The following is a 25,926-nucleotide window of genomic DNA, read 5'->3' on the forward strand; positions in this document are numbered from 1 at the left end:
GGGGACCTGTCCTTTAGGCTCGCCGCAACGACAGTCGAGGCGGGGGACCAGTGGGGGAACACCGGACATGAGCAAGCGAGCCGTACGCATACTTCTGATAGTCGTCGTGGTCCTCGGGGGTCTCTTCGTGGCGGCCGACCGGCTCGCCGTGAACTTCGCCGAGGGCGAGGCGGCGGAGAAGATGCGTACCAGCGAGGGCCTGAGCGAGACGCCGGACGTCTCCATCAAGGGCTTCCCCTTCCTGACGCAGGTCGCCGGCGGCGAGCTCGACGAGGTGGAGGTCGGCATCAAGAACTACGACGCCAAGTCCGGTTCGGACGCCATCCGCATCGCCGACCTCACCGCCCACATGAAGGGCGTGAAGTTCTCCGGCGACTACAGCTCGGCGACCGCCGCGACCGCCACGGGCACCGCCCGCGTCTCGTACGACGAGCTCCTGAAGGCCAGCAAGGCTGAGCCCGTCGAGCTGCCGCTCGGCGCCACCGGCAAGGTCATCGGCCTCTCCGACGGCGGCAACGGCAAGATCAAGGTGGAGGTCGAGGTCAGCAAGGGGGGCACGAAGCTGCCGAAGCCCGTCCACGTGCTCAGCTCGGTCCGCGTCGAGGGCGACAACATCAAGGTGCACGCCGACGAGATCCCGAAGAACCTCGAGGTCCTCGGCGTCTCCATCCCGCTCCCCGAAGGCATGGTGCGCGACGTCACCGACTTCGAGCAGAAGATCGACGACCTGCCGGCCGGGATCAAGCTGGAGAAGGTCGAGGCGGCAGCGGACGGCGTGGACATGTCCGTGACCGGCTCCCAGGTGCGGCTGGCGGGCTGACCAGAGTACGAGACGCGGATGTCCGCCCGGCGGATGTGAGAGGGACGACACGGAGCCCGCGGCCCCATCGGGGCGGCCGCGGGCTTCAACCATTCCCACATCGTGGACGATCGTGTCTCAGCATGCGGAGCACCGGTGACACGGCCGCCCCTGCGTCCCTACGATCGGACGCATGCGACGACAGGCGGACCTCACGAAGCGGCGGGCAGTGGACCTGTGCCGCGTCGCCGCCATGCTCTGTCGCACCTTCTAGCGGGACGTCCGTTTCCCGCATTCCCCCAGGCCTGTTGACGTCATCCGTCAGGGCCTCCCCGTGCCGTACGTACGCGCCGTGCCTCCCCGCACCACCCGTACCGCGCACGCCCCTATGCACCGCCGCAACTGCCCCGGAGGAGAAAAGCATGAGCCGCAGCGACGTCCTGGTAGACGCCGACTGGGTCGAGGCCCACATCGACGACCCGAAGGTCGTCATCGTCGAGGTCGACGAGGACACCTCCGCGTACGACAAGAACCACATCAAGAACGCGATCCGCATCGACTGGACCAAGGACCTCCAGGACCCGGTCCGCCGCGACTTCATCGACCAGGAGGGCTTCGAGAAGCTCCTCTCGGCGAAGGGCATCGCCAACGACTCCACCGTCGTCCTCTACGGCGGCAACAACAACTGGTTCGCGTCGTACGCCTTCTGGTACTTCAAGCTCTACGGCCACCAGGACGTGAAGCTCCTCGACGGCGGCCGCAAGAAGTGGGAGCTCGACTCCCGCGACCTGGTCGACGGCGCCGAGGTGCCGAACCGGCCCGCCACCGAGTACAAGGCCAAGCCGCAGGACACCTCGATCCGTGCCTTCCGCGACGACGTCGTGGCGGCCATCGGCTCCCAGAACCTCGTCGACGTGCGCTCGCCCGACGAGTTCAGCGGCAAGCTGCTCGCCCCGGCCCACCTCCCGCAGGAGCAGTCGCAGCGCCCCGGCCACGTGCCGAGCGCCCGCAACATCCCCTGGTCGAAGAACGCCAACGACGACGGCACCTTCAAGTCCGACGACGAGCTCAAGGCCCTCTACGAGGACGAGCAGGTCGACCTCTCCAAGGACACCATCGCCTACTGCCGCATCGGTGAGCGTTCGGCCCTGACCTGGTTCGTCCTGCACGAGCTGCTCGGCCAGACCAACGTCAAGAACTACGACGGCTCCTGGACCGAGTACGGCTCGCTCGTCGGCGTGCCGATCGAGCTCGGCGCCAACAAGTAAGACCCCCGACCTCTCTTCCCCCTCAGGAGTACCCATGTGTGGAGCAAAGGCCGGCGGCCCCGACGCTTCGACGATCAAGCCCGGTGAGACGACGATCCAGGGTCAGGTGACCCGCGACGGCGAGCCCGTCACCGGTTACGTGCGCCTGCTCGACTCGACCGGCGAGTTCACCGCCGAGGTCCCCACCTCGGCCACCGGACAGTTCCGCTTCTACGCCGCCGAGGGCACGTGGACCGTCCGGGCGCTGATCCCCGGCGGCACCGCGGACCGTACGGTCGTCGCCCAGACGGGCGGTCTGGCGGAGGTCGCGATCGCGGTCTGATCGCGCCGCGGTCCGCACACCGCACCGAGAACGGCTGAAGGGCCGCACCCCAGGGGGTTGGACGCCACTGGAACGGGGTGCGGCCCTTCGGCTACCCCTGTCGTCTGCGTCTGCCGTCCAGCTCGTCCCACCACTCGTCGGACTTCGCGTCCCCGCTGGGATCGTCCCACCAGCGGTCATCGGGGCCGCGCCGGTTCGCCGTCATCGCGGCCAGCGGCGGGATCACCATCGCCACGACGCACATCCCGACGGCCACGGGAACCGACCAGAGCCGCACGACACCCCAGGCCAGGACGAAGAGGGCGACGCAGGTGCCCATCATGGCGAAGTAGCGGCGGCGCCTTCGCGCGTACATACACCCAGCGTACGTCCCGAGGGACCTCACAGAGAGGGACGGGCGCCGCCCGACTACAGTGGTAGCGGCTCTGAATACCTGCCCCACCGCTCACCGAGGAGCACCCCGTGCTTGAGGCCTTCTTCACCGTCCTGCTGGTTCTCGTCTGCCTCGGCGTTCTCGCCTTCATGGGTCTGACCGTGAAGAAGCTGTACCAGGGCCAGCGCTGACGACCGCCACCGCCACCTCCTCCTCCACAGATCGACTGAGCTTCCCATGATCGAGATTCCGTCCGACCTGAACCCCGACCTCGTCCCCCTCGCCTGGCTCCTCGGCAACTGGGCGGGCGCGGGCGTCACCGACTTCCCCGGCGCCGAGAAGGCGAATTTCGGCCAGGAGGTTTCCTTCACGCACGACGGGCGGGACTTCATCGAGTACCGCTCGTACACCTGGGTGCTCGACTCCGAGGGCAACAAGGTGAAGCCCCTGGAGACCGAGTCCGGGTTCTGGCGCATCGACAAGGACCGCAAGGTCGAGGTCGTCATGGTCCGTGACGACGGTGTCGTCGAGGTCTGGTACGGCGAGCTGGCCGACAAGAAGCCGCAGATCGACCTGGCCACCGACGCCGTCGCGCGCACCGCCGCCTCCGGCCCCTACACCGGCGGCAAGCGTCTCTACGGCTACGTGAAGGGCGACCTGATGTGGGTCGGCGAGAAGCAGACCCCCGAGGTGCCGCTGCGGCCCTACATGTCGGCCCAGCTGAAGAAGGTCGTCACCCCCGAAGAGGTCGCGGAGATGGCCCGCAACCTCGGCGATCTGCCGGACGACGGCATCGCTTTCTTCAAGTAGACCTAGACTTGCGGGTGTGACGAGTACCGACTCCGACTGGAAGAGCGACCTGCGTCAGCGCGGCTACCGGCTGACGCCGCAGCGTCAGCTTGTCCTCGAAGCCGTCGACACCCTCGAACACGCGACCCCCGACGACATCCTCTGCGAAGTGCGCAAGACGGCGTCGGGGGTCAACATCTCCACGGTCTACCGCACCCTGGAGCTCCTGGAGGAGCTCGGCCTGGTCAGCCACGCCCACCTCGGGCACGGCGCGCCGACGTACCACCTCGCGGACCGGCACCACCACATCCACCTCGTCTGCCGGGACTGCACGGACGTCATCGAGGCCGACACCGCGATCGCGGCGGAGTTCACCGCCAAGCTGCGGGACACCTTCGGCTTCGACACCGACCTCAAGCACTTCGCGATCTTCGGGCAGTGCGAGAAGTGCCGGGACACGGACAGCCGGGACACGGATAGCCGGGACACGGAATAAGCCCGGTCGCGGGCTGGTCGTACTCTTTGTGAACATGAAGAGCCCTCTGTTGTCCCTGCCCGGCGCCGTCCCCGCCGAGGGCGCGGACGAAGGCGTCGCCGCCCACTACGGCGAACTGTTCCGCGAGCAGCGCGCCCTCGCCGACGGCACCGGTTTCGTCGACCTCTCGCACCGCGGTGTGGTCACCGTGACCGGCTCCGACCGGCTGAGCTGGCTGCACCTGCTGCTCACCCAGCACGTCAGCGAGCTGCCGGCGGGCCGGGCCACCGAAGCGCTGATCCTCTCCGCCAACGGCCACATCGAGCACCACCTCTCCCTCGTCGACGACGGCGAGACCACCTGGGCGCACGTCGAGCCCGGCACGCAGGACGCGCTCATCGCGTACCTGGAGAGCATGAAGTTCTTCTACCGCGTCGAAGTCGCCGACCGCACGGACGAGATCGCCGTCGTCCACCTGCCCGCCGGCTCCATCGCCGCGGTCCCTGCGGGCGCCACCGTCCGCGAGACCGCGTACGGCCGCGACCTGTTCCTGCCGCGCGCGGACCTGGAGACGTTCGCCGCCGACCACGGCCCCGCGGCCGGTCTCCTCGCGTACGAGGCGCTGCGGGTGGAGGCCCACCGGCCGCGCCTCGGCTTCGAGACGGACCACCGCACCATCCCGCACGAGCTGGGCTGGATCGGCTCCGCGGTACACCTGGAGAAGGGCTGCTACCGCGGCCAGGAGACGGTCGCCCGCGTCCACAACCTGGGCAAGCCGCCGCGCCGCCTCGTCTTCCTGCACCTGGACGGCAGCGAGGTCCACCTGCCGGTGCCGGGGACCCCGCTGCACCTCGCGACCGAGGGCGCCGAGGGCCGGAAGCTGGGGTTCATCACCACGGCCGTACGCCACCACGAGCTCGGGCCGATCGCGCTCGGCCTCATCAAGCGCAACGTGCCGGTCGACGCGGGGCTGGTGGCGGGCGACACGGCCGCCGCACAGGAGGTCGTGGTCGAGCCGTAGGGTCCGGGCCCCGCCTCCGCGGTCACATCTCCAGGAGCACCGTGAACGGGCCGTCGTTGGTCAGGCCCACCCGCATCTGCGCGCCGAAGCGGCCCGTCGCCACCGTCGCCCCCAGGGCGCGCAGCCGCGACACCACCTCGTCGACGAGGGGCTCGGCCACCTCGCCGGGGGCCGCCGCGTTCCAGGTGGGGCGGCGGCCCTTGCGGGCGTCTCCGTAGAGCGTGAACTGGCTGATGACCAGGAGCGGGGCGTCGATGTCGCTGCACGACCTCTCGTCGGACAGCATGCGCAGCGACCAGAGCTTGCGGGCGAGCCGGTCCGCCTTCTCCTTGGTGTCGTCGTGCGTGACGCCCACCAGGACGCACAGGCCCTCGCCGCTGATCTCGCCCACTGTCTCGGGGCCGTCCTCACCCGCCACGACGACGCTCGCGCCGTCGACCCTCTGCACCACTGCTCGCATACGGCCATCATGCCGTGCCCGTCCCGTGCCGGGCGCGGCGCCCGGAACATGCCCCCGATCCCCCCATCTGGGGCCGATTCCGGGCACTCGCTCACATAGCGGGTACTCGGGGTGGCACGATGCTCACACGCGGTGCACCGCGTCGACCGGTCGAGGGGACGGGTAGAGGCAGATGAGCACACCAAGTACCGGGCAGTCGCCGGGCCGCATCTCGCTGCGGCGCGCGCAGGTCCCGCGTCCGCCCACACAGCGCACCGGCGGCCGGCTGATGACCGACGTGCCCGAGCACGGCCTGGGCGGGCTGCGCCTGCCGGAGCTCCGCGAACTGCGCAGGGCGGCCCAGCAGGACGAGGCGGACCTCAGCTATGTGCGGCGGCTCCTTCAGGGGCGGATCGACATCCTGCGGGCCGAGATCGCGCGCCGCGGGGAGCCGCACGCGCAGGCGCCCGAGCCGGAGGCGACGGTCATGGACCGGCTCGCGGAGATCCTCAGGGACGCCCCGGCCCGCCACCGCTCCTCGGCCCGGCACGTCACGCTCGGCACGCCGCACGGCGAGGAGTACCGCCTCCTCGCCACGGAGATGCTCGCGGAGGTCGAGCTCTCCGACCTGGCGGCGCGCACGGACGACGAGCTGCACGCGGCCATGGGCCGCCTCGTGCGGTACGAGCAGCAGGTGTCCCGGCGCCGCCAGCGGCTCCAGCGGACGACGGACGAGTGCAGCGCGGAGATCGCGCGGCGGTACCGGGTGGGCGAGGCGCAGGTCGACGACTTGCTGTCGTGAGGTGCTGCGCTGCCGCGGCGCCTGCCGCCGTGGACACGTCTGAGCCCCGGTCCGTCCGTAGCGGTGGACCGGGGCTCAGCCCTTGACGGTTGACCGGACTCCCGGCTCCCCTCCGGATGGGAGCCCGGCCCGCCGGGTCTGTGTGGCGCCGGCTCTGCCCGGCGCCGGTACGTCAGCTCGACTGGACGAGGAGCAGGACGAGGAGTCCGGCGCCGATGCCGCTGAGCTTCGTGTTCTTCGCCTTGATGCCGATGGTCAGCAGGACGAAGGCGACGATGCCGAGCGGTCCGTACTTCCACTGGATGAGCTGCTCGAAACCGATGGCGAGGGCGGCGACGACGAGGGCGATGAGTGGCATGGCGTTCCCTCCTTCGGGAGCGGGGCGGCGAACCCCGTTGAGCTGGTGGCCAACCCCGGGAGGGCCGGACCATGTCGCCGAAGTTGGCTACCAACTTCAACTGACTTATCTCCGCTGGGAGTCGACTCATAACCACCTTTCCTGCAACTCCCGTAAGATGGCGCGAAGTTGTACTGTTTGGTTGTGAGCACCGAACCCGCCGCAGTCAACGGGCGCAAGCGATCACAGCGGTCACACCGCGAGGTTGCCGACGTGCTGCGCGACCGGATCAGGTCCGGGACGCTGCGGCCGGGGCAGCGCATGCCGACCCAGGCCGAGCTGGCCGACGAGTTCGGCGTGGAGCGTGGTGCGGTGCGGGAGGCGCTGCGCATCCTGCACCGTGAGCATCTGCTGTCCAATGTGTCCAAGGGGAGCCCCGCCACGGTCGCGGAGGCCTCGGAGCGCACCGTGGCCGGAGCCGGCGAGGCGCGGCCGCAGCCCACGATGGTCGGCCTGGCCCCGCGCATAGCGGCCGCCTTCGACGTGCCGCACGTGGAGATAGACGCGCTCTGCCTCACCTCCATCTCCCTCACCATGGCCATCGGCGAGCCGCTGCGGCAGATCCACGCCGGGCAGCTGAAACCGGCCAAGGTCGACGTCCGGGTGCTGCTGCCGAGCCGCGACATCGACCTCGCCTTCCCGGCGCCGGTCGACGGCGGCGGCCACGAGGGCAACCAGGTCCACCGGCGCTGGCTCGACCAGCGCAACGCGCAGGGCCAGGTGCTGCGCCACAACCTCCTCGCGCTGCGGTCCTCGCACGGCATCGACGTATCGGTGCAGTTCCGCGCGCTCCCGTTCACGCCGCCGGTGAAGCTGTACCTGATCAACGGCTCCGAGGCGCTCTTCGCGTACTACACGCTCACCAAGCGGGACGAGGAGATCGGCCAGGAATCCCTGGAGATGTACGACGCGCAGGGCACGCAGTCGATGCTCTTTCCGTTCAAGGAGGGGGACGGGCTGCGGGACACGACGTTCGTGGAGCAGTCCCACCTGTGGTTCAACGCCCTCTGGAACACGATCAGTCAGGACCTGCACCTGGCGACGGGCTAGGTCGGGTGCTGGGCGGCCCCGTCGGTCGGGTCAGCTCGCCGGAGCCGTCACCAGCAGGGCGAGGACGACGGCGCCGATGGAGCTGCACGTCGGGTTCCGTGCCTTGACGCCGATGGTGAGCAGGAGGAGGCCGACGATGCCCATGGGGCCGTACTTCCACTGCACGAGCTGTTCGACGCTGACGGCGACCACGGCTGCGAGGAGGGCTATGGCTGGCATGGTGGTTCCTCCTTCTGCCATCTTGGGCGAGTTGGCAACCAACTCTGCTTAGGTTGTCCCCACTTGGCGTGCCCCCATAAACAACTTCCCCTCAACTCCCCAAACTTGGCGGTCAGTTGTATCGTCTGGTCGTGACCCAGGAGAACGTTGCAGTGAACGGCAGCAGAAGACTCACACCCCAGGACATCGCCGACACCCTCCGCGACCGCATCCGGGCGGGCGAACTGAAAGCGGGAGACCGCCTGCCGACCCAGGCCGAACTGGCCGGCGAGTTCGGCGTCGAACGCGGCGCCGTCCGCCAGGCGATGAAGCTGCTCCAGGGAGAGGGCCTGCTCTCCAACGTCAGCAAGGGAAGCCCACCGAGGGTGGCGGACGCGGGCCCGGCCCCCGCGGCCCGGGAGCCCCAGCCGTCGATGGTCGCGCTGGCCCCGCGGCTGGCGGAGGCGTTCGCGGAGCCGCACGTCCGGATAGACGTGGTCTCCTATACCGCCGAGACGCTGATGGTCGCCATCGGCGAGCCGCTCCGCCTCATTCACGAGGGCCGCATCCGTCCGGATTCGATCGACGTACGGATTCTGCTGCCGAGCAGCGACATCCAGCTCGCCTTTCCGGTGCCCATCGAGACCGACGCGGAGCACCGGCAGCGGCTGCACCGGCGCTGGCTCGCCCAGCGCAACGCGCAGGGCCAGGTGCTGCGGCACAATCTCCGCGCCCTGCGGTCCTCACACGGCATCGACGTCCGGGTGACGTTCCGCGCGCTCCCCTTCACCACGCCGGTCAAGATCTATCTGCTGAACGGGAGGGAGGCGCTGTTCGCCTTCTACTCGCCCCACAAGCAGTCCCTGGAGCTGGACACGGCCGACGGCGACGCGAGCGAGGTGGTGGACCTCTACGACGTGGGGGGCGTCAAGGCGCCCGTCTTCTCCTTCGAGAAGGCCTTCGGGAACGACGTGACGGCCTCGCGGGACGCGATGTTCGTCGAAGAGTCGCAGAACTGGTTCGACGCACTCTGGGCAACCATCACATCGGACCTGACACTCTCTTAGGTGACTCCTGATTCGACGCAACCCGACGCGACCCGGTCCGAGACGATCGACGAAGAGTTCGGAACGCTCCGCGACCTGACCGGACCCGCCCGCTTCGTGCTCTTCGATTTCGACGGGCCCATCTGCCGCCTCTTCGCCGGCCACTCGGCCGGGCTGGTGGCGAAGGAACTGGTCCAGTGGCTGGAGGGGAGGGGCCTGCACGGCCTTCTCACCGAGGAGGAGCGGCAGCTGGCCGATCCCTACGTCGTCCTGCGTGCCGTGGACCGGCGCCACCCCCGGAGCGACCTGGTCGACGAGCTGGAGGAGTGGCTGACCCGGCAGGAGCTGAACGCCGTGGCGTCGGCCTGGCCCACCGCGTACGCCGACAGGCTGATCCGCACCTGGACGGCGGTCGGCGCCCGGCTGGCCGTGACGACCAACAACGCGCCCCGCGCGGTGGAGAGTTACCTCGGCGCACGCGGGCTGCTGGAGTGCTTCGCCCCGCACATCTACGGCCGCACCCAGAACCTCAGCCTGCTCAAGCCCGACCCGCACTGCGTGCACCGCGCCCTGAGTGCGATGGGGGCGGACCCGGCCGCCACCCTCATGATCGGCGACGCGCCGTCGGACTACGTGGCGGCACGGGCGGCGGGCGTGCGCTTCCTCGGCTTCGCGCGCAACGAACGCAAGGCGGGGCTGCTGCGCGAGGCGGGCGCGGAACACCTGGTCGAGTCCCTCGAACTGCTTTCCCGCGTCGTATACAGCGTGGGGGACAGGAAGGCGCAGTAAAGCGGCAGGCTGAGCGATCGGACGCCACGCCGACGTCCACTATGTGGCATGTGGCAGGAACGGTTCCGTGCAGGGGATACCCTCAGCGCTCATGCCGTCACCCCCGCCTCGCACTCCCCACGAGGCGCCGAAGAGCGGTCGCCGCGAGTCGTGGATCCGACGTCTCGCCGACGCTCACCGTGACCACCCGGACCGCCAGGTCGTGGCCGGTCACCACAACATCAACTACGTCGTGCCGCTCGGCTGGTCGCTCGCCCTGCTGCTGCGCACGATGCCCTTCCGGGCCCGGGTCAAGTGCCGGATGCCGCGCGACACCGTGGAGGTGGTGCCCCGCATCTGGCAGAGCGAGCCGGAGCTCCTCGCGGTGGTGAGCCGCCACCTCAAGGAGGTGCCGCGCTGTCTGCGGGACTTCGGCGACTGGTCGCTGCACTCCTACCGGGCGGGCCGCGCGCTCTCCGAACTGCAGCCGGAAGGGCCCGTAGGGGAGCCGATGCTGCGCTCCTTCGCCGAGTTCTTCGCCCGGACGGCGTCCGTACCTGACGACGAACTGCCGCCGCGGCCCGCCGGCTGGCCGGAGTCCCGGCAGAGTCAGGCATTCCTCCACTGGCTGATCGGCTTCACCGAGGACCGGGTGCACGGCCCCAACCGCTGGCGGTTCGCCGACCTCTTCGCGGCCGTGGGCGTCCGACCCGACGCCATGACGGCCTTCCGCGACGACCCTGACCGCCCGCGCCTGACGCCACGCCCCTTCTGCCTCCTGCACACCGACGTGCACCGTGCCAACGTCGTCGTCGACCGCAAGCGGATCGCCGTCATCGACTGGGAGCTGGCCATGTACGGCGACCCGCTGCACGATCTCGCCACCCATCTGGTGCGCATGGACTACGAGAAGGACGAGCAGACCCGGATGAAGGAGCTCTGGGCCGAGGCGATGTGTCTCGCGGGCCACGCCGAGATGACCGAAGGCATGGTCGCCGACCTGCCCGTCTACCTCGATTTCGAGTACGCCCAGTCCGTCTTCCCCGACATCATGCGGGCCGCCCTCGACCTGGCCGAGCTGCCGGAGGAACCGGACAGCGCCGACTTCGCGGCCGCCGCCGCACGGGTCTGCCGGGCACTGCGCCGGGCGGCCGAGCCCCTGAAGCTGACCGAAGTGCCCGACGCGGCCCTGGCCGAGCAGGCCCTGCGCGAGTGGTGCGCGGGGCCGCTCGGCCGGGCTCTTCCTGACCGGCCCGGGCACGGGCACCATGGGCTACTTCTGTAGAACACTCCGTGCAATTCCCGTGACGCTAGGGGGCGTGGTGGCCGCGAGGGGTCTTCGTGCGGGGCGTGAGCGGTTCGGGGACCGGTGGGCGGACGCGGAGAGCGCCGTGACCAAGGCGCTGCTGCTCGGCGTGTTCCTCCTCGGCCTGGTCGCCCAGTTCGTGCAGCCGGTGGGGGACGCGTTGGAGGGCAAGGCCTACCTGGGCGGCGCCATCCTCAGCCTGGTGGGGTACGTGCTCTACGCCGAGGTGCGGGAGCTGAACCGCAGGATGCTTCCGGAGTCCGGTTCCGAGATCCGCACGTCCGACCTGCGCGAGCACATCGAGCGGGTGCTGGCGAGCAGAAGGGCCAGACGGATCCGGATAGACGCCATCGGCTACACGGGGGAGACCGTCCAGTCCCCGGTCAGCCGGAGCCTGGAAGCCCTGGAGGAGGGCGCGCGCCGCGAGGTGCGGGTCCGCATCCTCGTGCCGGACTTCACCGTGCCGATGGCGATTCCCGGGACGCTGGACGCGGAGGGCAGGGCGGTGGACGACCCGGCGTACCGCGCGTACCAACTGGACAAGGTCCGGTGGAACGTCCGGGAGTTCCGCGTCGCCGCCCGCAGCCTGCGGGAGTCCCGGCGGGCCGAGATGGACGTGCAGTTCCGCGTCCTGTGCATCACGCCGCTGCTGAAGTTCTGCCTGATCAACGGTGACGAGCTGTTCGACGGCATCTACGACAAGGTGGTGCAGGAGTCGGCGCCCGTGCCCCCGGAGCGGCAGATCCTGGATCTCAAGGGGTATCAGGCGGTCCTGACCCACTGGCGGGCCGAGTCGGGCGCCGCGGGCCGCGAGAAGGTCGCGCAGCGGCAGGACCTCTTCGACACGCTGTGGCGGCTCGCCTCACCGCTGCCCGACGCTCACGCGTAGCACCCCAGGCCCGACCGCAGCTGCCCGAACGCCTCGTTCGCGGAGGTGACCGCCTCCGGGTGGACCCCGGCCGCGGGTTCGCCCGCCGCGATGCGGCGCCAGTTCTCCTCGGCGAGGGTGCGTTGGACGGCGACGATCTGGGCGGCGGCGAGGCGGGCCTTCAGGGGGGTGCCGCCGTGGGCGGTGGCGAGGGCGCCGGCGAGGGCCCGTTCGGAGCGGTCCTGGTAGCCGTACAGGCGGGCGACCAGGGACGGGGTGCCGTAGAGGAGGCGGTGGAAGGCCAGGACGGCGGGGGAGTCGCAGAGGCCGGTGACCGGGTCGTGGCGGTCCAGGCCGGCGAGGAAGTGGTGGTGCAAGGCGTCGAGGGCCGTGGCCTCGCCGCGGGTGGTGACCACGCGGGCCGCCTCGTCCTCGTGGTCGGCGAAGCGGTGCAGGACCACGTCCTCCTTCGACGCGAAGTACCGGAACAGGGTCGGCTTGGAGATGTCGGCCGCCTCCGCGATCTCCGCGACGGAGACCTTCTCGAAGCCCCGTTCCAGGAAGAGGGCGATCGCCGTCTCGGAGATCGCCTCGTACCTGCGCTGCTTCTTGCGCTCGCGCAGGCCTGGGGGGCGGGTGCCGGTCGCTGTGCTGTCGCTGGGCATGGGAGCACTCTAGCCGGAGTGAGACGCGGTAAGAAACTTTACTCGGTTACGTTATTGGTTACGCTGATGTCCATGACGTTCACATCCGATGCCCTCGCCAGAGAACGCAGCTACCACGACGCCTGCCGCGCCGCCCTCACCGGCATGGTCGAGGGTGCAGAGGAACAAGTGGCCGGCGGGGCGGACGTGTCCGCGTCCGGGGCCGATGCCGAAGTGCTCGGATATCAGTTCCGAAGCCACGCCAAAGCCATGCGCGAGCTTCCCGAGGCGCCGCTCTTCTTCGGGCGGCTGGACTTCGGCCGGGAGGAGGAAGAAGCCGGAGATCACCGCGGGCAGCGGTACTACATCGGGCGGCTCCGCATCACCGAGCACCCCTCCGCCCCGCCCCTCGTCGTCGACTGGCGCGCCCCCGTCTCCCGCGCCTTCTACCAGGCCGGCGTCCGTGACCCGCAGGGCGTCGCCGTCCGCCGCCGGTTCGGCTGGGCGCCCGGCAGCAAGGGCGACTCCGCCGACCTCACCGGGATGGAGGACGAGCACCTGGGGGAGGGGGAGGGGGAGAGCGAGAGCGGCGGGAGCAGGGAAGAGAGCCGCATTCTCGCCGGGGAGATCGAGCGGCCCCGCGTCGGGCCCATGCGCGACATCGCCGCCACCATCCAGCCCGAGCAGGACGACCTCGTACGCGGTGACCTCGCCGCCTCCGTCTGTGTGCAGGGCGCGCCCGGCACCGGCAAGACCGCCGTGGGGCTGCACCGTGCCGCGTATCTGCTCTACACGTACCCCCAGCGCGTCCAGCGCTCCGGGCTGCTCATCCTCGGGCCCAACCGGACCTTCCTGCGCTACATCGCCGAGGTGCTGCCCTCCCTCGGCGAGACCGGCGTACGGCAGTCCACCGTCGAGGACGAGATCGCCCGGCATCCGGTACGTGCCCACGACGACCCGGCCGCCGCCCTCGTGAAGCACGACGCCCGGATGGCCGAGGTGCTGCGGCGCGCGCTGTACTCCCGCGTCGCGCCGCCCGCGGACGCCCTCGCGGTGCCGGACGGCTCGTACCGCTGGCGGGTGCCGCTCGGTGAGCTGGAGCGGATCATCGAGGACGTACGGGGCGAGGAGCCGCCGTACGCGGTCGGACGCGAACGCGTGCGGAGCCGGGCCGTCCGCGCGATTCAGGAGCAGGCCGAGCGGCGGTCGGGGCCGCGGAACAACACCTGGCTGCAGAAGATCGGCCGGGCCCGCCCCGTCAGCGCCTTCGTGGACGCCGCCTGGCCCAAGGTGCGGGCCGACGAGGTGCTTGCGGGGCTGCTCGGTGACGCCGGCGCGCTCGCCGCCGCGGCCGACGGCGTACTCGACGACGCGGAGCAGCGGGCCATCCTGTGGGCCGCGCCCCCGCGCTCGTACAAGTCCGCGAAGTGGAGCGCCGCCGACCTGGTGCTCATGGACGAGATCGAGGGGCTGCTCGAACGGCCCGCGGGGTACGGGCACATCGTCGTCGACGAGGCGCAGGACCTGTCGCCCATGGAGTGCCGGGCCATCGCGCGCCGCGCCGGTTTCGGCTCGCTGACCGTCCTCGGCGACCTCGCGCAGGCCACCACCCCGTGGGCGGCCCGCAGTTGGCCCGAGCTCCTCGCCCACCTGGGCAAGCCGGACGCCACGGTCACGCCGCTGACCACCGGGTTCCGGGTGCCGCGCGCCGTCGTCGGGCTCGCCAACCAGCTGCTCGGGCGGCTCGGCGTGGACGTGCCGCCCGCCCGGTCGCTGCGCGCTGACGGGGAGTTGCGGGTGCGTCAGGTCGGTGAGGCGGCGGAGGTGGAGGCCGGCGTCGTCGGGGCGGTGCGGGCCGCGCTCGGGCGCGAGGGGACCATCGGCGTCATCGCCGCCGACCGCCGCATCGGGCGGGTGCGCGCCGCGCTGGACGCGGCGGGCATCGGGAGCGCGGGCCCCGACGAGCTGGGCGCGCGGGTGACCGTGCTGCCCGCCTCCGTCGCCAAGGGTCTCGAGTACGACCATGTCGTCGCCGTCGAGCCCGCCGACATCGCGGAGGCCGAACCGCGCGGCCTGCACCGGCTGTACGTCGTCCTGACCCGGGCGGTGTCCCGGCTCGACGTACTGCACAGCAGGCCGCTGCCCTGGGACGCGTGATCCCCGGGTGCCGGCTCAGCGGTCCAGGACCGCCTCCATGACCGCCTTCGCGATCGGCGCGCCCAGCTTGCCGCCGGCGATCTCCGAGCGCGGGATGTCCATGTTGGACGGGTCGACGAACACGGCGACGGCGACGGGCGACTCGCCCTCGCTGTTCTTGGCGTAGGAGACGAACCATGCGTACGGGCGCTCGTCGTTGACGTCCGTGCCGTGCTGCGCCGTGCCGGTCTTGCCGCCGACCGTGACGCCGTCGATCCGCGCCTTGTTCGCGGTGCCGTTCTCGACGGTGTTCTCCATCATCTCCTGCACCGTCTTCGCGGTCTTCTCGGAGACGGCCTGGTTCAGCGGGTCGGGCGACGCCTTCTCGATCGCCGAGAGGTCGGGGCCGCGCAACTCCTCGACGAGGTAGGGCTTCATGACCTTGCCGTCGTTGGCGAGGCCCGCCGTCACCATCGCCATCTGCAGCGGCGTGCTGGTGAGGCTGCCCTGGCCCATGCCGGTCAGCGCGGTCTGCGGCTTGTCGAGCTCCTCCGGATAGCTGCTGGCCACCGCGCGTACGGGGATGAACTGCTCTTCGTTGAACCCGAACTTCTCCGCCGTCTCGCGCATCCTGTCCTTGCCGACCTTGAGCGCGATGTCGAGGAAGACGTTGTTGCAGGACCACTGCATGCCGGTCTTCATCGACACCTTGTCGCAGTTGGCGTCGGGCACGTCGTTGCCGATGCGGGTGGAGCTCAGGGGGAGTTTGTACGGGGTCTCGGCGCCGGTCCGCTTGTCGATGTCCGTCACCACGCCGTGTTCGAGGGCTGCGGCCGCGGTGAGGATCTTGAAGGTGGAGCCGGGCGGGTAGATCTCGCGCAGCGCGCGGTTGCTGAGCGGCTTGTCCTTCCGCTTCTCCAGCTCCTTGAACTTCCTGCCCTCCTCGGACGAGATGCCCGCGAACACCGACGGGTCGTACGACGGGGTGCTCGCCATGGCCAGCACCTTGCCGGTGCGGGGGTCGAGCGCGACCACCGCACCCTTGGCGTTCAGGTTCACCAGACCGTTGTAGGCGGCCTTCTGCGCCTCGGGGTCGATGGTCGTGACGACGTCGCCGCCCTGCTGCTTCTCGCCGGTCAGCATGTCGAGGGTGCGCTTGATGAAGAGCCGGTCGTCGTTGCCGCTGAGGATGCCGTTGTGGACGCCCTCCAGGAAGGTGCCGCCCTGCGCCTGCGAGAAGTAACCCGTCACCGGCGCGTACATAGGGCCCTCCTTGAAGGTCCGCTTGTACGCGAAGTCGGTGCCCGACGTCTTCTTCGAACCGGTGATGGACTTGCCGCCGACGATGATGTCGCCTCGGGGATGGGAGAACGCCTCGATCTGCACGCGGCGGTTGCTGGCGTGGTTGGACAGCTCGTCGTTCCGCGCGAACTGCACCCACGTCGCCCGCAGCAGCAGCGCGAGCGTGAGGATTCCGCAGAAGACGGCGATGTGCCGCAGCGGACGGTTCATCGGTGGCTCCCCCCGGTGCCGGTGAGCGGACTCTTCCGGTACATCCTGACCGCTCGCGCTCCGGCACGGGAGAGGAACCCGCGTAACGGGCCTGCTACAGGGCGGCGGGGCGACTACGGGGCAACTACTAAGGGTGGCGGGGGCGGTTACGGGGTGGTGGGGGCGGTTACGGGGTGGTGGGGGCCCGCAGCACCTCGATGACGCTCGCGTAGCTGTCCTGTCCGTGCCCCGCGGCCGCCGCGCGCTCCATCGTCGCCTTCAGGAGCTCCGGCAGCGACGTGTCGACGCCCCGCGCCCGCGCGGCGTGGACGAGGTGGTCGATCGTCGCGATCTGTACGTCGACGGTGGCGTCGTCGCCCGGATAGTGCCCGGCGTCCACCTGCGGCGCGTACGTCGTCATGAATCCGGAGACGGCGCCGGTCAGCCAGCGCAGGGCGACCCGGGTGAAGTCCGTGGCCGGAGGACCGTCGGCGGACACCACGGCGGCGCCGTGCAGCCAGCCGGTGAACGTCGCCCACATCAGGCCGAGCAGGGCGGAGTCGTACAGCGAGGCGAGGCCCGGCCGCGCGCCCAGGTAGAGCGGATCGCCGAGCGCGGCGAGGACGGGTCGGTGGGACGTGAGGACCGCCTCCGATCCGCTGTAGAGGAACATCATCTCGGGGTTCCCGACGCCCGGCGGCGTCGTCATGATGCCGCCGTCGAGGTAGTCCGCGCCGTGCGCGGCCGCCCAGCCGGCCATCGCGTCGGCCTGCTCCGGCGACCCCGAGGTGAGGTTGACCAGGGACTTCCCGGCGAGGCCGCCCGCGTCGGCCGTCGGGTCGAGGACGGTGCGCAGGGCGTCGTAGTCGAGTACGCAGGCCAGCACGAGGTTGCTGGCGGCGACGGCCTCCGCCGGGGTCGCGGCCACGTGCGCCCCGCGGTCGGCCAGGGGCTTCGCCTTCTCCGGGGAGCGGTTCCAGACGGTGGTGGGGTGACCGCGGTCCAGGAGGGCGGCGGCGAGGGCGGAACCCATGTTGCCGAGGCCTATGACGGTTACGGGGGCGGGAGTGGGGATGGTGTCTGTGCTCTGTGCGTTCATGGGGATCACGCTCGCAGGGCGGCGCCGGTCCTGACAGTGACAGTAGTGACGGCGGACACCAAATTCCTGCCAGGGGTCGCGTGGGGGCCGGATCGTCGTACGCTCCCGGAATGAGCGCTGGTTCCGTAGCCGTGGTCGTGGCCGACGAGATCGGGTTCCCGTCCTGGGACCTGTACGAGCTGAGCATCCCGCTCACCGTGTTCGGGAAGCCGCAGCCCGACCTGTCCGACCACTGGTACGACCTGCGGCTGTGCGCGACGCGCGAAAGTGCTGCCAGCGGCGGCGACTTCGGGCTCGCCCTCCGCACCCCGTACGGCCTCGAAGGCCTCGAAGGCGCCGACACCGTGGTCGTCACCTCGGTGCCGGACGCCTGTGTCGAGGAGGGGGCGCCGTTGCCGGCCGGTCTCACCGAGGCCCTGCGCGCGGCGCACGCGGGAGGCGCCCGGATGGTCTCCCTCTGCACCGGGGCGTTCGCGCTCGCCGGGGCGGGCCTCCTGGACGGCCGCAGGGCGACCGCCCACTGGATGCACACCGCCCAACTGGCCGCCCGCCACCCGGCGGTCACGGTCGACGACTCCGTCCTCTACGTGGACGACGGTGACGTCCTGACCAGCGCGGGCCTGACCGCGGGCCTCGACCTCTGCCTCCATCTGGTCCGCCGCGACCTCGGCGCACACGTCGCCAACCAGCTGGCCCGGCGGATGGTCGTGCCCGCCCACCGCCCGGGCGGCCAGGCGCAGTTCGTCGACCTGTCGGTGCCGGAGACGGACGACGCGGGCCTCGGCCCCGTACTGGAATGGGCCCGCGCGCACCTGGACCGGCCGCTGACCGTCGACGACCTGGCGCGGCGGGCGGCGATGAGCCCGCGCACCTTCTACCGCTGGCTCCACGCGGCCACGGGCACGACACCGCTCCAGTGGCTGCTCAACCAGCGCCTCGCCCGCGCCCAGAGCCTCCTGGAGTCGACGGACCTGCCGGTGGAGAAGGTGGGCGAGCTGAGCGGCCTCGGTACGGCGAACAACCTCCGGCACCACTTCCTGAAGCAGGTCGGGGTGTCGCCGGGGGACTACCGCCGGTCGTTCTTCAGCCGCCGCCCAGCAGCTTGATCAGCCGCTTGATCAGCCGCTTGATCAGGCATCGCCCAGCTGCCTGACCATGTTCATGATGGCGGTGATCTGCTTGCCGCCCTTCTCGGCGTACTTGGTGTCGCCGCCGTAGCCCCACCAGTTCCAGCAGCCGCGCGGGTTGTCGAGGGACGTGGTGGCCTGCGGGTACAGGACGATCATGCGGTTGGTGTCGGCGTACTCGTTCAGATGCGCCTGCCGCATGAACGTGTCGCCGATCTGGCCGTACGTCTGCTGGCAGCCGTGCAGGGCGACCATGAGGCGGCACGGCCCGTCCGCGCCGGCCGGCACGGGGGCGCAGGCCTTCGGTACGTACGCGAAGCCGTCCTTGCCCATGCTGACGGCGGCCGCGTTGCCGCCCGGCACGTGGCGGTTCTGGTCGAAGCGGGTGAGGGTGCCGTCGAGGGGTGCGCTGGTGGCGGGGGCCACCGGGGCGCCGAAGAGGTGGCTGAGCATGGCGCGTTGGGGGTCGGTGCCGCAGTTGTTGAGGTAGGGGGACGCGGTGGTGGCGCAGGGGACCTGGCCGAGCGGGGAGACCCAGGCGTGGCCCGCGGCCGAAGAAGTGTCGTACGAGACGTTCGCGCCGAAGTCCCGGTGGTAGCGGGCCAGATCGTCGTTGACCGGGCGGTCGACGGTCCGGTCGCTGCCGCCGTGGAAGAGCCAGACCGGATCGCCGGACAGGTTCGCCACGGGGTCGACGCGGCCGGCCGCGGCGCGCTCCCTGGTCAGCTGCTCCAGCTGCGCCGGGGACCTGCGCGGCATGAACGTGTCCATGCAGGCGTACAGGGCGGTGTTGACGCTGCCCTGAGCACAGTCGTAGGCCCCGGCGCTGAAGATCCCGGCACCCTCGAAGACCGCGGAGTGGGCCACGTGCAGCTGGTCGGCGAGGTACCCGCCGGACGAGACGCCGGACACGTACGCCGAGCTGATGTCGTACGGGCGGAGTTCGCCGGGGGTGGGGGAGGGAACGGCGGCCGTGGCGCCGCCCGCGCCGCCGAGCGCGAGGGGCAGGGCGGCGGCCACGGCCAGCAGGGTGCGCAGCGTCTTCCGGTACGCCATGAGTACCTCCGGGAGGGGGGTTGGAGGCCGTCATCCTGCGGGGTCTTGGCGTGGGTGACGAGGTGGGCCGGGGCCACTTCGGGCGGGCGGGGGGTGTGGTTCGGCGCCACGGGGGAAGGTCAGGCGGGCGCGTCCAGTGCGTCGAGTGCGTCGAGTGCGTTCAGGATGTCGGACGGCTCCGCCCGCACGGTGTAGTCGGTGTCGACGAACGCCCAGCGGACGGTGCCCGAGCGGTCGATGACGTAGGTGGCGGGCAGCGGCAGGGTGCGGGCGTGACCGTCGTTCACCCGGTCGAGGTCGAAGCCCAAACGGTCGTACAGAGCGCCCAGTTCGTCGGAGAGGTCGAAGGCGACGCCGTACTGCTCGGCGACGTCGGAGCCGATGTCGCTGAGGACGTCGAAGCCGAGCTGTTCCTTCTCCGTGAGGGAGAGCGTCTCGTCCGGGATCTGCGGTGAGACGGCCACCAGGCGGGCGCCGCGTGCGGCGAAGTCGCCCTGATGCTGCTGGAGGGCGCGCAGCGCGAGGTTGCAGTAGGGGCACCAGGCGCCGCGGTAGAAGGTCAGGACCACGGGACCTTCGGCGAGCAGGGCTTCGAGGGAGACCTCCTGGCCGGTGGCCGAGGGGAGGGTGAAGCGCGGGGCCGGGGCGCCGACGGTGAGCGCGCGTTCGGCGAGACCCGACGCGGCGAGTTCGGCCGCGGCCCGGTCCATGACCTCCAGGACGTCCGGGGGGAGTCTGCGGTGGCCGTTCGTGTAGAGGTCGAGCAGGTCGTCCTTGAGGCTCATGGCGGAAGGGCCCTCTCTGAACTTGGAACGTCCGTTTCAGGATTTCTTCAGGATGGCGAGGGGCGCGGAGGGCGTCAAGGGTTATCTTGGAATTGCCGTTCCAAGAAGCGGCTCCGAGGATCCTGAGGAAGCCGGGGGCTCCAACTCGTGCCGGACATCAAGCACTTCGACCCCGACGAGGCGCTGGACCGAGTGGTCCGGCTCTTCTGGCAGCACGGCGCCGCGACGACGTCGATCCAGGCGGTGGCGACGGCGACGGGCCTCAACCGTTCGAGCCTGTATGCCACGTTCGGCGGCAAGCGCGAGCTGTACGTCGCCGCGCTGCGGCGGTACCTGCGCGACCACTCGCACCGGGCGTTCCGGAGCATCGCCGAGGACGGCCGGGGGCTGCCCGGCGTACGGGACTTCTTCGAGGCCCTCATCGAGCTGCGCTGCGAGGGCCCGTACGCGGGGTGGGGGTGCATGGTGGTCAACGCCCATGCCGGGGTGGAGCGGACCGACCCGGAGGTCCGGGCCCTCTTGGACGACCATCACGAAGGGCTGCGGGACGCGATGCGGGCGGCGCTCGAAGCGGCGCGCCGGGCCGGTCAGTTGGGGCCGGGGGTGTCGGTCGAGGACTCCGCCGAGGCCCTCGTCCTGCTCGCGTACGGGGTGAACCTCCGCTCCCGCGCCGGGGCGGACGCGGCGGTGCTGCGGCGGACGGTGGACGCGGTGCTCGCCTCGCTGGGGTGATGCGTTCGGGTCCCGGCCGGGTCCCGGCCGGGTCGTGTCCGGGTCCCGTCAGCGGACCGTCAGGAGTCCCGAAGCGCTCCGGAGCAGAGTCGTCCCTGTCAGCAGCCGACGGGACGACGCAGCGAGTCCATGTGACGCGGCGAGTCCACGCGACAGGGAGCACACCATGACCACGACCACGCCCATCACCGCCACCGCCACCGGCAACTCCCCGCTCCTCCAGCCCACCCGCCTCGGCGGCCTCCGCCTCCCCAACCGCCTCGTCATGGCGCCGATGACCCGCAACCGGGCCTCCGCCGACGGTGTCCCGGAGCCGGTGATGGCCACGTATTACGCGCAGAGAGCCTCCGCGGGGCTGATCATCGCGGAGGCCTCCACTCCCAACGCGGTCGGGCAGACGTACGCCAACATCACGGCGATCCACGACGACGCGCACGTCGCGGGGTGGCGGCGGGTCACCGACGCGGTGCGCGACGCGGGCGGCCGGATGTTCCTGCAGATCCAGCACGGCGGCCGCGTCGGGCACCCGGACAACAGCGGGCTCACGCCCGTCGCGCCCTCGCCGGTCCCGCTCCCGGACACCATCCACACGCCCACCGGGCACCAACCCGCCGTCGTACCGAGGGAGATGACCGTCGAGGACATCCGCGACACCGTCGCGGACTTCGCGGCCGCCGCCCGCCGCGCCGTCGACGCGGGGTTCGCCGGCGTCGAGGTGCACGCCGCGAACGGCTACCTCCTCCAGCAGTTCCTCGCCCGCAACACCAACCACCGCACCGACGCGTACGGCGGCCCGGTCGCGCACCGCGTCCGCTTCGTGGCCGAGGTCGTCCGGGCCGTCGCCGAGGCGATCGGCGCCGAGCGGGTCGGCGTGCGCATCGCGCCCGGCATCACCGTCAACGGCATCGACGAGGGCGACACCGAGGACATCTACCCGGTGCTCGTCGACGCCCTGAAGGACATCGGCGACCTCGCCTACCTGCACGTGGTCTTCGCCGACCCCGACAGCGCCCTCTTCCGGCGGATCCGCGCGAGCTGGCCGGGCACGCTCATCGGCAACCCGGTCCTAGGCTGGGGCGGACCGCTGCCCGCCGACGGCGGCAGGCGAGCGGGCGAGCGGCTGCTCGCGGCCGGTGCGGACCTGGTGTCACTGGGCCGCGCGTTCCTCGCCAACCCCGACCTGGTCGAGCGGATGCGGGTCGGGGCGCCGCTGAACGCCGTACGGGACACAGGGCAGATGTACGTGGGCGGGGCAGCCGGCTACACGGACTACCCCACCCTGCGTGAGACGGAGGACCGGCCGCTCGTCCGGTCCTGACTCAGCGGCCGCGGCCGAGCAGCTCCACCAGCCTGGTCGGCCCTTCCGAGCCGTGGCCCTCGTCGATGACGCGGCGGACCAGGCCCTCGGCGGCGCGCATGACGCCCGCGTCGATGCCGTGCGCCTCGGAGGCGTGGATGACGTGGGCCATGGTCGAGGCGGCCGACGTGATCGGGTTGCCCTCTCCGGAGTAGGTGCCGTTGTCCACCTCCGCCGCCAACTCGTCCATGAGCGACGGCAGGATCGAGCTGACGCCCTTCGCGAACGGCGCCAGCTCCCGCGCGGAGATGCCCTCCGCCTTCGCCAGCGCCACGGCGTGCATGTAGCCGGTCATCGCGGTCCAGAAGATGTCGAGCAGCGCGATGTCGTACGCCGCCGCCCGCCCGATGTCCTCGCCGAGGTGGGTGTGGGTGCCGCCCAGCTTCTCGAGGACGGGGCGGTGCTCCTCGTAGAGCGCGGCGTCACCGCTGTGGATGAAGACGCCGTCCGGTGTGCCGATGGTCGGGGTCGGCGTCATGATCGCGCCGTCCAGGTACCGGACGCCGTGCCGGTCCGCCCAGTCCGCGGTGGATCTCGACCGGTCGGGGGTGTCGGCGCTCAGGTTCACGACCGTGCGGCCCTTGAGCGCGTCGGTGACGGAGTCGCGGCGCAGGACGGCGTCCGACGCGTCGTAGTTGACGACGCAGACGACGGTCAGCGGACTCGTGGCCACCGCCTCCTCCGCCGTGCCGGCGCGCACCGCGCCTTGCGCGACCAGCGCGTCGTCCCGCCCCGGCGTCCGGTTCCACACGGTGGTCCGCACCCCGGCGGCCAGGAACGCGGCGGCCAGGGCGCGGCCCATCGGGCCCAGTCCGAGGACGGTGACGGCAGACTGTTCGTTGTGCGGGGACATGCTTCTCCAACTCTCATATGAGTATGAGTACGGGTAAAGGTGTACGAAAGGGGCGAATGTGACGCGCAGCCGCGCTCAGGACCCGAACGTGTGCGGGGTGACCGCCGCGATCGCGGTGATCGACGGCAAGTGGAAGACGGCGCTGCTCTGGCCCCTGGAGAGTGGGCCGCACCGCCCCGGCGAGATCCTCCGGCTGCTGCCGGGGCTGACGGAGAAGGTGCTGACGCAGGCGCTGCGCGAGATGGAGGCGGACGGTCTCGTGCACCGGGAGGTGTACGACGTACGGCCGTTGAAGACCGTCTACTCCCTCACGGAGTTCGGCCGCGACCTGTGCGAGGCGCTGGCACCGCTGTCGGACTGGGGCCACCGGCGCCTGGACAGGCTGGCGGAGGAGAAGCCCGGTGCGGCGGCGGCGATGAACAGCCGGGCGTAGTAAGCCTCTTGATTGACCGTCACCCCTTCCCTCGCCTTTTCCGGCGGCTCGGGTGAGCCGCCGCACCACCAGGTTCGCCGGTGAACCCGGTGGTGCCAAGTACCCACTTTTAAGTGGCTACGACTCCAGCTTTTGAGTGGCTACAGCTCCACCACGTCGGCGACCACGCAGCTGACGTTGTCCGGACCGCCCATTGCGTTGGCCAGGCCGACGAGCGCGCGTACGGCGTCGTCGGGGTCCTCGACCGTGGTGAGGACCCGCCGCACCTCCGCGTCGGGGACGACCGTGGACAGGCCGTCGGAGCAGAGCAGGTAGCGGTCCCCGGGACGGGCGTCGTGCAGACGCAGGTCGGGGGTGGCGTCGCCGCCCTGGGCGAGGGCCCGCAGCAGCAGCGAACGCTGGGGGTGGGAGGAGGCCTCCTCCGGCGTGATGCGCCCCTCGTCGAGCAGGGACTGCACCAGCGTGTGGTCGTGCGTGATCCTGAAGAACTCCCCGTCGCGCAGGAGGCAGGCGCGGGAGTCGCCGATGTGGACGAGGGCGAGCCGCGAGCCGGTCCAGAGCATCGCGGTGAGGGTCGTACCGTCCTCGTCCTCCTCCTGCGGGGGACCGGTGACACCGTCCACGGCCCGCTGGACCTGCTCGATGGTGTCTTCCAGGACGTTGAGGAGGTCCCCGGCGGGGATGGTCTCGGTCTCCAGGCGCTTGAGCGTGTCGACGGCCGCGGCGCTCGCGGGCGCCCCGCGGCGGCCGAACCCGTCGGCGACGGCGAGCAGCCGGGAACCGGCGTACGCGGTGTCCTGGTTGCTCTCCCGGACGAGGCCGGTGTCGGACAGCGCGGCGTAACGGATGCCCAGGGGCTTGGTGGCGGGGGACGTGGCAGGGGACGCGTTGTGGGACGCGTTGTGGGACGTGATGTGGGACGTCTCGTGGGACAAGGCGGGGTCCTTCCAGGACAGCTGGTCGACGAGGAAGGCGGCCAGGTCCCGCCGGGCGGCGGTCTCGGCCTCGACCTGTGCCCAGTACGCCCGTACCTCCTGGGCCGCCGCACCGGCGCCGGCGCCCGCACCCGCGTCCAGCGCGCAGACGTGCTGGATGCGGGCGAGCGGCATGCCCAGGCGACGGAGCCAGGCGACGAGCCGGGCCCGGTCGAGCTGGTCCGGGGCGTACAGGCGGTACCCGGTCACGGGGTCGACGCGGGCCGGGCGCAGCAGACCGAGCTCGTCGTAGAGGCGCAGTGCCTTCGGCGACAGCCGGGACGCCTTCGCGAACGCCCCGATGGTCAGCATCCCCGTGTCCGTGTCCGTGTCCGTGTCCGTGCCCATGCCGGCCCGCCCCCCTTCCTCGTCCGGGCGGTTTCGCCCGGCCCCACCGATGCTGTGGCTTCCCCCAAGGTGAAGGTCAACCGCCTACTTGGCGGCCGTACGCGACTGGTTGAAGCGCAGCATGTTCCCGGCCGGGTCGCGGAACGCGCAGTCCCGCACCCCGTACGGCTGGTCCATCGGCTCCTGGAGGACCTCGCCGCCCGCGGCACGGATCCGTTCGAAGGCGGCGTCGCAGTCGTCGGTGCGGAAGTTGACGCCGCGGAGCATGCCCTTGGCCATGAGCTCGGAGACCGCGAGCCGGTCGGCCTCCGGGGCGTTCGGGTCCGCGAGCGGCGGTTCGAGGACGATCTCGACGTCCGGCTGCGACGGCGACGCGACGGTCACCCACCGCATCCCCTCGAAACCGACGTCGTTGCGCACCTCGAAACCGAGTACGTCGCGGTAGAAGGCGAGAGCCTTGTCGTGGTCGTCGACGGCGATGAAGCACTGTGCGAGTTCGATGTTCATGTGAGCCACGCTAGGGACTCTCGTCGGGCTTCGCTTCTCCGTTCCTGACCGGTCGGGTGCGGAGTTTCGCGATGCAGGGCGTGACGGCGGAGATGTCGCCGTGGTCGCGGGCCCGGTAGGCGCTCGGACTCTCGCCGACGAGCTCCGTGAAGCGCGAGCTGAACGAGCCCAGCGACGTACATCCCACCTCGAAACAGACCTCGGTGACGCTGAGGTCGCCGCGCCGCAGCAGCGCCTTCGCCCGCTCGATGCGGCGGGTCATGAGGTAGCTGTACGGCGTCTCGCCGTAGGCCGCGCGGAAGCTGCGCGAGAAGTGGCCCGCCGACATGAGGGCGCCCCGCGCCAGCGCCGGGACGTCCAGCGGCTGCGCGTAGTCGCGGTCCATCCGGTCGCGGGCCTGGCGCAGTCGGACGAGGTCGGAGAGAGGTACACGGGGCACGAAGCCCACAGTACCCACGGCGCG

The 25,926-nt window shown here is 71.0% G+C and carries 31 protein-coding genes; 18 read left to right on the top strand and 13 right to left on the bottom strand.

What is annotated here, in order from left to right; genetic code table 11:
- Window positions 1-67: 67 nt before the first annotated feature.
- The 4 genes from ACI2L3_RS07665 to ACI2L3_RS07680 all read left to right on the top strand — a co-directional run bounded on the left by ACI2L3_RS07665 (window position 68) and on the right by ACI2L3_RS07680 (window position 2,389).
- Window positions 68-820, top strand: a complete 753-nt coding sequence (locus ACI2L3_RS07665; RefSeq protein WP_404751408.1) for a DUF2993 domain-containing protein — start codon at window positions 68-70, stop codon at window positions 818-820.
- A gap of 172 nt (window positions 821-992) precedes the next feature.
- Window positions 993-1,073, top strand: coding sequence for a putative leader peptide (locus tag ACI2L3_RS07670; RefSeq protein ID WP_353963671.1), 81 nt, complete (start codon window positions 993-995; stop codon window positions 1,071-1,073).
- A gap of 148 nt (window positions 1,074-1,221) precedes the next feature.
- Window positions 1,222-2,067 carry a sulfurtransferase gene (locus ACI2L3_RS07675; RefSeq protein WP_404751409.1) on the top strand — a complete coding sequence of 282 codons (846 nt, stop codon included), beginning with the start codon at window positions 1,222-1,224 and terminating at the stop codon, window positions 2,065-2,067.
- Between the two features lie 34 nt (window positions 2,068-2,101).
- Entirely contained in the window at window positions 2,102-2,389 is a 288-nt protein-coding gene (locus tag ACI2L3_RS07680; RefSeq protein ID WP_030784848.1) for a DUF1416 domain-containing protein, read from the top strand.
- Window positions 2,390-2,480: 91 nt separating this feature from the next.
- On the opposite strand, the gene ACI2L3_RS07685 is transcribed toward ACI2L3_RS07680, so the two are convergent.
- The gene (locus ACI2L3_RS07685) at window positions 2,481-2,744 is read right to left on the bottom strand and encodes a DUF3099 domain-containing protein (RefSeq protein ID WP_404751410.1); all 264 of its coding nucleotides are present in this window, start codon (window positions 2,742-2,744) and stop codon (window positions 2,481-2,483) included.
- Between the two features lie 255 nt (window positions 2,745-2,999).
- Here ACI2L3_RS07685 and ACI2L3_RS07690 point away from each other — a divergent pair, with 255 nt between their 5' ends.
- The 3 genes from ACI2L3_RS07690 to ACI2L3_RS07700 are packed head-to-tail and all read left to right on the top strand — an operon-like array spanning window position 3,000 to window position 5,047.
- Window positions 3,000-3,572 (top strand): FABP family protein, encoded by a 573-nt coding sequence (locus ACI2L3_RS07690; protein ID WP_404751411.1) that lies wholly within the window; start codon window positions 3,000-3,002, stop codon window positions 3,570-3,572.
- A 16-nt stretch (window positions 3,573-3,588) separates the two neighbouring features.
- The gene (locus ACI2L3_RS07695) at window positions 3,589-4,047 is read left to right on the top strand and encodes a Fur family transcriptional regulator (protein ID WP_404751412.1); all 459 of its coding nucleotides are present in this window, start codon (window positions 3,589-3,591) and stop codon (window positions 4,045-4,047) included.
- A 34-nt stretch (window positions 4,048-4,081) separates the two neighbouring features.
- Window positions 4,082-5,047, top strand: a complete 966-nt coding sequence (locus tag ACI2L3_RS07700; protein WP_404751413.1) for a YgfZ/GcvT domain-containing protein — start codon at window positions 4,082-4,084, stop codon at window positions 5,045-5,047.
- A 22-nt stretch (window positions 5,048-5,069) separates the two neighbouring features.
- Here ACI2L3_RS07700 and dtd read toward each other — a convergent pair whose 3' ends face one another.
- Window positions 5,070-5,507 carry a D-aminoacyl-tRNA deacylase gene (gene dtd, locus ACI2L3_RS07705; RefSeq protein WP_404751414.1) on the bottom strand — a complete coding sequence of 146 codons (438 nt, stop codon included), beginning with the start codon at window positions 5,505-5,507 and terminating at the stop codon, window positions 5,070-5,072.
- 172 nt (window positions 5,508-5,679) lie between these two features.
- Between dtd and ACI2L3_RS07710 the strand changes: the two genes are divergently transcribed.
- Complete coding sequence (locus tag ACI2L3_RS07710; RefSeq protein WP_404751415.1) at window positions 5,680-6,288, top strand: ABC transporter substrate-binding protein; 609 nt, start codon at window positions 5,680-5,682, stop codon at window positions 6,286-6,288.
- 172 nt (window positions 6,289-6,460) lie between these two features.
- Here ACI2L3_RS07710 and ACI2L3_RS07715 read toward each other — a convergent pair whose 3' ends face one another.
- Window positions 6,461-6,646, bottom strand: coding sequence for a hypothetical protein (locus ACI2L3_RS07715; RefSeq protein WP_404751416.1), 186 nt, complete (start codon window positions 6,644-6,646; stop codon window positions 6,461-6,463).
- Window positions 6,647-6,823: 177 nt separating this feature from the next.
- Between ACI2L3_RS07715 and ACI2L3_RS07720 the strand changes: the two genes are divergently transcribed.
- The gene (locus tag ACI2L3_RS07720; protein WP_404751417.1) at window positions 6,824-7,735 is read left to right on the top strand and encodes a FadR/GntR family transcriptional regulator; all 912 of its coding nucleotides are present in this window, start codon (window positions 6,824-6,826) and stop codon (window positions 7,733-7,735) included.
- Window positions 7,736-7,765: 30 nt separating this feature from the next.
- Here ACI2L3_RS07720 and ACI2L3_RS07725 read toward each other — a convergent pair whose 3' ends face one another.
- Window positions 7,766-7,954 (bottom strand): hypothetical protein, encoded by a 189-nt coding sequence (locus ACI2L3_RS07725; RefSeq protein WP_404751418.1) that lies wholly within the window; start codon window positions 7,952-7,954, stop codon window positions 7,766-7,768.
- Between the two features lie 125 nt (window positions 7,955-8,079).
- On the opposite strand from ACI2L3_RS07725, the gene ACI2L3_RS07730 reads away from it, so the two are divergent.
- From ACI2L3_RS07730 to ACI2L3_RS07745, 4 genes are all read left to right on the top strand, one after another.
- Window positions 8,080-9,000, top strand: a complete 921-nt coding sequence (locus tag ACI2L3_RS07730; RefSeq protein ID WP_404751904.1) for a winged helix-turn-helix domain-containing protein — start codon at window positions 8,080-8,082, stop codon at window positions 8,998-9,000.
- Window positions 9,001-9,768: an HAD family hydrolase gene (locus ACI2L3_RS07735; RefSeq protein ID WP_404751419.1), complete on the top strand. Its 768-nt coding sequence runs from the start codon at window positions 9,001-9,003 to the stop codon at window positions 9,766-9,768.
- A gap of 91 nt (window positions 9,769-9,859) precedes the next feature.
- Window positions 9,860-11,032 carry an aminoglycoside phosphotransferase family protein gene (locus ACI2L3_RS07740; protein ID WP_404751420.1) on the top strand — a complete coding sequence of 391 codons (1,173 nt, stop codon included), beginning with the start codon at window positions 9,860-9,862 and terminating at the stop codon, window positions 11,030-11,032.
- Between the two features lie 34 nt (window positions 11,033-11,066).
- Window positions 11,067-11,942: a hypothetical protein gene (locus ACI2L3_RS07745; protein ID WP_404751421.1), complete on the top strand. Its 876-nt coding sequence runs from the start codon at window positions 11,067-11,069 to the stop codon at window positions 11,940-11,942.
- Here ACI2L3_RS07745 and ACI2L3_RS07750 read toward each other — a convergent pair.
- Window positions 11,933-12,586 carry a TetR/AcrR family transcriptional regulator gene (locus tag ACI2L3_RS07750; protein ID WP_404751422.1) on the bottom strand — a complete coding sequence of 218 codons (654 nt, stop codon included), beginning with the start codon at window positions 12,584-12,586 and terminating at the stop codon, window positions 11,933-11,935. The genes ACI2L3_RS07745 and ACI2L3_RS07750 overlap by 10 nt on opposite strands.
- A 72-nt stretch (window positions 12,587-12,658) precedes the next feature.
- Here ACI2L3_RS07750 and ACI2L3_RS07755 point away from each other — a divergent pair, with 72 nt between their 5' ends.
- On the top strand, window positions 12,659-14,722 hold the full coding sequence (locus ACI2L3_RS07755) for a HelD family protein (RefSeq protein WP_404751423.1): 2,064 nt from the start codon (window positions 12,659-12,661) through the stop codon (window positions 14,720-14,722).
- A gap of 15 nt (window positions 14,723-14,737) precedes the next feature.
- Here the strand turns inward: ACI2L3_RS07755 and ACI2L3_RS07760 are convergent, their stop codons facing one another.
- Window positions 14,738-16,213, bottom strand: coding sequence for a peptidoglycan D,D-transpeptidase FtsI family protein (locus ACI2L3_RS07760; protein WP_404751424.1), 1,476 nt, complete (start codon window positions 16,211-16,213; stop codon window positions 14,738-14,740).
- 166 nt (window positions 16,214-16,379) lie between these two features.
- Entirely contained in the window at window positions 16,380-17,291 is a 912-nt protein-coding gene (locus ACI2L3_RS07765) for an NAD(P)-dependent oxidoreductase (protein ID WP_404751425.1), read from the bottom strand.
- Between the two features lie 110 nt (window positions 17,292-17,401).
- Between ACI2L3_RS07765 and ACI2L3_RS07770 the strand changes: the two genes are divergently transcribed.
- A complete protein-coding gene (locus ACI2L3_RS07770) occupies window positions 17,402-18,397 on the top strand; it encodes a helix-turn-helix domain-containing protein (protein WP_404751426.1) in 996 nt (331 codons plus the stop codon).
- Window positions 18,398-18,421: 24 nt separating this feature from the next.
- On the opposite strand, the gene ACI2L3_RS07775 is transcribed toward ACI2L3_RS07770, so the two are convergent.
- Together ACI2L3_RS07775 and ACI2L3_RS07780 are read right to left on the bottom strand one after the other, a co-directional pair.
- Complete coding sequence (locus tag ACI2L3_RS07775) at window positions 18,422-19,474, bottom strand: PHB depolymerase family esterase (RefSeq protein WP_404751427.1); 1,053 nt, start codon at window positions 19,472-19,474, stop codon at window positions 18,422-18,424.
- Window positions 19,475-19,593: 119 nt separating this feature from the next.
- Window positions 19,594-20,259 (bottom strand): peroxiredoxin-like family protein, encoded by a 666-nt coding sequence (locus tag ACI2L3_RS07780; RefSeq protein WP_404751428.1) that lies wholly within the window; start codon window positions 20,257-20,259, stop codon window positions 19,594-19,596.
- A gap of 147 nt (window positions 20,260-20,406) precedes the next feature.
- Here ACI2L3_RS07780 and ACI2L3_RS07785 point away from each other — a divergent pair, with 147 nt between their 5' ends.
- The gene (locus ACI2L3_RS07785; protein WP_404751429.1) at window positions 20,407-20,991 is read left to right on the top strand and encodes a TetR/AcrR family transcriptional regulator; all 585 of its coding nucleotides are present in this window, start codon (window positions 20,407-20,409) and stop codon (window positions 20,989-20,991) included.
- 166 nt (window positions 20,992-21,157) lie between these two features.
- Window positions 21,158-22,309: an alkene reductase gene (locus ACI2L3_RS07790; protein ID WP_404751430.1), complete on the top strand. Its 1,152-nt coding sequence runs from the start codon at window positions 21,158-21,160 to the stop codon at window positions 22,307-22,309.
- A gap of 1 nt (window position 22,310) precedes the next feature.
- Here the strand turns inward: ACI2L3_RS07790 and ACI2L3_RS07795 are convergent, their stop codons facing one another.
- Window positions 22,311-23,201 carry an NAD(P)-dependent oxidoreductase gene (locus tag ACI2L3_RS07795; protein WP_404751431.1) on the bottom strand — a complete coding sequence of 297 codons (891 nt, stop codon included), beginning with the start codon at window positions 23,199-23,201 and terminating at the stop codon, window positions 22,311-22,313.
- Between the two features lie 58 nt (window positions 23,202-23,259).
- On the opposite strand from ACI2L3_RS07795, the gene ACI2L3_RS07800 reads away from it, so the two are divergent.
- Window positions 23,260-23,634 carry a winged helix-turn-helix transcriptional regulator gene (locus tag ACI2L3_RS07800; protein WP_404751432.1) on the top strand — a complete coding sequence of 125 codons (375 nt, stop codon included), beginning with the start codon at window positions 23,260-23,262 and terminating at the stop codon, window positions 23,632-23,634.
- A 140-nt stretch (window positions 23,635-23,774) separates the two neighbouring features.
- Here ACI2L3_RS07800 and ACI2L3_RS07805 read toward each other — a convergent pair whose 3' ends face one another.
- The 3 genes from ACI2L3_RS07805 to ACI2L3_RS07815 all read right to left on the bottom strand — a co-directional run bounded on the left by ACI2L3_RS07805 (window position 23,775) and on the right by ACI2L3_RS07815 (window position 25,848).
- Entirely contained in the window at window positions 23,775-24,956 is a 1,182-nt protein-coding gene (locus ACI2L3_RS07805) for a MerR family transcriptional regulator (protein WP_404751433.1), read from the bottom strand.
- Between the two features lie 84 nt (window positions 24,957-25,040).
- Window positions 25,041-25,463, bottom strand: coding sequence for a VOC family protein (locus tag ACI2L3_RS07810; protein WP_404751434.1), 423 nt, complete (start codon window positions 25,461-25,463; stop codon window positions 25,041-25,043).
- A gap of 10 nt (window positions 25,464-25,473) precedes the next feature.
- Window positions 25,474-25,848: a helix-turn-helix transcriptional regulator gene (locus ACI2L3_RS07815; RefSeq protein ID WP_404751905.1), complete on the bottom strand. Its 375-nt coding sequence runs from the start codon at window positions 25,846-25,848 to the stop codon at window positions 25,474-25,476.
- Between the last annotated feature and the right edge of the window lie 78 nt (window positions 25,849-25,926).

Source organism: Streptomyces sp. NPDC029674 (assembly GCF_044903205.1).
In the GTDB taxonomy this organism is placed as follows: domain Bacteria; phylum Actinomycetota; class Actinomycetes; order Streptomycetales; family Streptomycetaceae; genus Streptomyces.